We start from the raw sequence: 3,111 nt of genomic DNA, 5'->3' as shown, positions 1-3,111 counted from the left end.
CGTCAGGTTCCCGTCGTCGTAAATAGGTGACTGTCCCTATTTATCCTATTTATCAATTTCGTCGAAAACCGGATGGGGTTCAGGTCCGCGTACGGACCGGGGCCTGGGGGCTGGGGGATGGGGATTGGATTGCCGTAGGGGTCGTACTCGTACCTGGCGGCGACGCTCTGATCGCTGGCCTTGATCACCTGCCCGACATTGCCGTTGCCGTCGTAGAAGAACCAGTACGCTCCCTGGAACGTGCCTTGCGTCTCCTCGACTGCCAGCAACCCGCCGATGCCGCCCGCACCGTGGATCGTGCCGCTCAGGTCGAGCCCCCACGTGTACTTGCGGGTCGAGTCACCGCTGTCGTTGAGGACCAAGATCACATTCCAGTCGTCATACACAAACCGTTGCGGGTAGCCGGGCTGGACGATCCAGGAAGTGCCGGACCGCGACGAATAGGTCTTCTCCACTCGGCGGCCCATGTAGTCGTACTTGAACTCGACCAGCGTATCGCCGTCGACAGGGTCGCCCGCCCGCTTGGTCTGGACGGCCGTCAGGCGGTTCTCCGCGTCCCAGGCATACTTGAAGAGCCCGTCGGTATCGAGATTCCCGTCTTCGTCGTAGGTGAACGACTCCGGGTCGGACGTGGCCGTGTACTGGTTGACCGCGTTGGTCGTATAGGTCATGGCCGGTGAGGCTCCATCCACATTGGACTCCGTCCGGTTGCCTATCGGATCGTAAACGTAGTCGAAATCACCCTTCAAGGCAAAGAGCGTACCCTGACCCGGGTTCGCACCCGTCCGACGCTCCCCGCCGGTTAACTCGCTGCGTCCATTGTACCCGAAATCCCAGTGATGGACGCCACTGCCGCCGGTGAAGGCGCTGCGAGCGCCACTGTTGGAGCGGACAAATCATCCCGACTGGTGCGTGCCCGGGAGGTGCATGATAACCAAACGAACGAAGACCATAGTGCGTATCACGGGCAAAGCCGGCAACGTCGGCGATTTCAGGCGGTCAATCTGACAAGAAAGACTCGCCAAGGGGATTTTCGCGCTTGACCAGACGGGGGCTAATGGGTGACATCTTTTACGATCCGGCCCTAATACCCTTCACAGACGACGCGGAAACCAAGCCCTTCCGCACGATAGTCAATAGGATTGAATGCATACGCAGAGGAACAGTTGCAGGATTCCTCAGAGTTGAAATAGGCGCCTCCGCGACAGAAGGCACAGACACGCCCTTTGAAAGGAGGCGTTCCGTCTACAACAGACGCCGGCACGATGTCAGCACACCACTCCCACACGTTGCCAAGCATGTCGAAGAGCCCAACGTCATTAGGCCTCTTCGACGCGACAGGATGCACGCCGTTCCTCCCAGCGTTGCCCCGATACCAAGCGTAGTCTCCCAGTGGTGTCAGCTTCTCAGTACCGCTCGCACTCCGATCGCAGGCGTAACAGGCATACTCCCACTCTGCGCATGTCGGCAACCTATACCGGCGGTTCTCGACGTCCGATAGCCACTTGCAGAAGCTCACCGCGTCCTCCCAGCTCACGTAGTTGACGGGCAGGTCGCCCCCACTCTTCTCGCCCACGATATTCTCCACTCGGTCCAGTGTCGGAGCCGCACCCTTCGCCTTCATGTGCGCCGCGTATTGTGCCCGTGTCGTCTCTGTCGCCGCAATGTAGAACGGTCCATCAATCCGCACCTGGCGAAGCTTCTCAAGATGCGAGTCTTGCTCTCTCAGGCGTGATTGCCGGCGTCCCACCAAGAAATCTGCGGACTCCAGTCGAACCATTCGCATGCCAAGTGAGTTGGTGAATTCCTGAACGCGTTGAGGGCCGACAGCCGGCGCAGGCTCGGCTTCATGCCTGGTGCATCCCGCCAAGCCACCCACCAGGAAGCCGAGTCCGATCAGACAGATAAGACTACCGCATCTGCGCACAAGGAGTGGTCTTCGCATTCTTACCTCTCGTGACTATCCTGTTGACGGTCCATCGGGTTAGAAAACCCGACCCAACAAGGCACCTTACCCTGATAGAGGCCGCGCCTGTCACATACTCCCATCGCCAACACAACGGGTCAGCGCCCGGGCGCCGCTTCTCACCAATGTCCGCTCTCAAGGCTGTTTGCACCAAGCGTTGCAGCCTTCATAACAGGTTGTTCGTGCCGCCTTTGCAGCAGCCTTGCATGCGCTTTTCAGGGGCCCCTTGAGTTTGTCGCAAGCTACGTCGGCAGTGTCGTAGGCGCTGTCGCATCCGTTTCGGCAGGCGGCGCGACTACAATCCCGCGAGGGGTCGTCTATGTGGAGATACAGCTGTGAGTGCTGCTTAGTCGAGGCGCAAGACTCTCTCGCTCCACACAGACCTTCAGTGAGATGACACAAAATGCCACCCTCCCCACCCGTACTGAGAGTATACGTCACGGGACTCGGCAACTCATCGCACGTCACCATTCCGCCTCCCACATTTTCTCGCTTGGTTTCTGTGCAGGAGTAATCGCAATCCATGTCGCACTTGCCTCGCGGCGTCGATTTTGCGAGCGAGCATTTGAAGTACACCTTGCATGACTCTCCGAGAGGATCTACACGACAGGCGGGTCGATTCAGCACGAAGGCATAGAGAGAGAGGCCACCTTTCTCTCCAATCGGATCCCTGCTGATCCATCGGCCGAGCCGTGGGGAGTAGTAGCGGTAGCCCCAGTAGCCCAGGCCGGTTTCGAAGTCGAACCATTTCGTCGAAAACCGGATGGGGTTGAGGTCCGCGTACGGACCAGGGCCTGGGGGCTGGGGGATGGGGATTGGATTGCCATACGGATCATACTCATACCGGGCGGCGATGGAGATGTTGCCGGTGTCCGTGGCGTCGAGGACCTGGCCTACGTTGCCGTTGGCGTCGTACATGAACCAGTATCGCTTGGGGTCGCCCACGGCCTGGGGCTCCTCGCAGGCCAGCAGCCCGCCAATGCCGCCGGCGCCGTGGATCGTGCCGGACAGGTCCAGCCCCCATGTGTACTTGCGGGTCGAGTCACCGCTGTCGTTGAGGACCAGGACGACATTCCACTCGTCGTAGACAAACCGCTGCGGGTAGCCGGGCTGGACGATCCAGGAAGTGCCGGACCGCGACGAAT

The 3,111-nt window shown here is 59.8% G+C and carries 3 protein-coding genes; all 3 read right to left on the bottom strand.

Annotated features, from left to right (window positions below):
* Nucleotides 1–2: 2 nt before the first annotated feature.
* Nucleotides 3–749 (bottom strand): hypothetical protein, encoded by a 747-nt coding sequence (locus PLL20_22090; protein ID HPD32691.1) that lies wholly within the window; start codon nt 747–749, stop codon nt 3–5.
* A 335-nt stretch (nt 750–1,084) separates the two neighbouring features.
* A complete protein-coding gene (locus PLL20_22085; protein ID HPD32690.1) occupies nt 1,085–1,945 on the bottom strand; it encodes a formylglycine-generating enzyme family protein in 861 nt (286 codons plus the stop codon).
* Between the two features lie 156 nt (nt 1,946–2,101).
* Nucleotides 2,102–3,111, bottom strand: a 1,010-nt coding sequence (locus tag PLL20_22080; protein HPD32689.1) for an RHS repeat-associated core domain-containing protein, incomplete at its 5' end; no start/stop codon positions are given.

The sequence above is a fragment of the Phycisphaerae bacterium genome, assembly GCA_035384605.1.
Taxonomy (GTDB): Bacteria; Planctomycetota; Phycisphaerae; order UBA1845; family PWPN01; genus JAUCQB01.
The sequence above is the reverse complement of the archived record's forward strand: the minus strand, read 5'-3'. Positions and strand labels throughout refer to the sequence as shown.

Coding starts and splice junctions, on each gene's coding strand:
- PLL20_22085 (HPD32690.1), bottom strand. CDS start 1,945: ATGCGAAGACCACTCCTTGTGCGCAGATGCGGTAGTCTTATCTGTCTG.